This window comes from Neisseria sp. P0021.S006 (assembly GCF_051956895.1).
Genome location: NZ_JBQCWZ010001138.1, coordinates 1 through 485, shown reverse-complemented (window position 1 = coordinate 485; position 485 = coordinate 1). Strand labels below are relative to the sequence as shown.

The 485-nt window shown below is 43.5% G+C and carries 1 protein-coding gene; it reads right to left on the bottom strand.

Going from position 1 to position 485, the window contains the following annotated elements; all coding sequences use genetic code 11:
- A partial coding sequence (locus ACTHUM_RS19140) for an Lrp/AsnC family transcriptional regulator (protein ID WP_440403858.1) occupies positions 1–280 on the bottom strand: 280 nt, incomplete at its 3' end.
- Positions 281–485: the final 205 nt, after the last annotated feature.

Below are 485 nucleotides of genomic sequence, written 5' to 3'. Positions count from 1 at the left end.
GCGGAATTTTTAGCACTTCGCGTTTGAAGTCTTCAAAAATATTGCCGGATTTGGAGCGCAGTTTCAGCTCGACAAAGACCAAGAGGCTTTGACCTAAAGCATGAGGATTCAGATGGGCGTGATAGCCGGTAATAAGGTTGTCGCGTTCCAAGCGGCGGACGCGTTCGGTTACCGGCGTGGTGGAGAGGCCGACTTTTTCAGCCAATTCGGTCATGGGGATACGTGCGTTTTGTTGTAGGAGCTTGAGAATTTTTAAGTCGGTTTTGTCGAGTTCTTTCATGGCCTTGATGTCTGTCGTTTTCATTTGGATTGAATCATAACCTTAAAACAGGTTGAGAAGAAGCATAAATGCCTAAAGGCGCGCATGAGGTTTAAATTATGAATAGATTATTCTTGTGTATTTCATGGAATCCTGTGTAGTTTTTGACCTATAATATTTACTTCAAAGTAATAGGGCAGGCCGTCTGAAACGAAATGCCGATAAG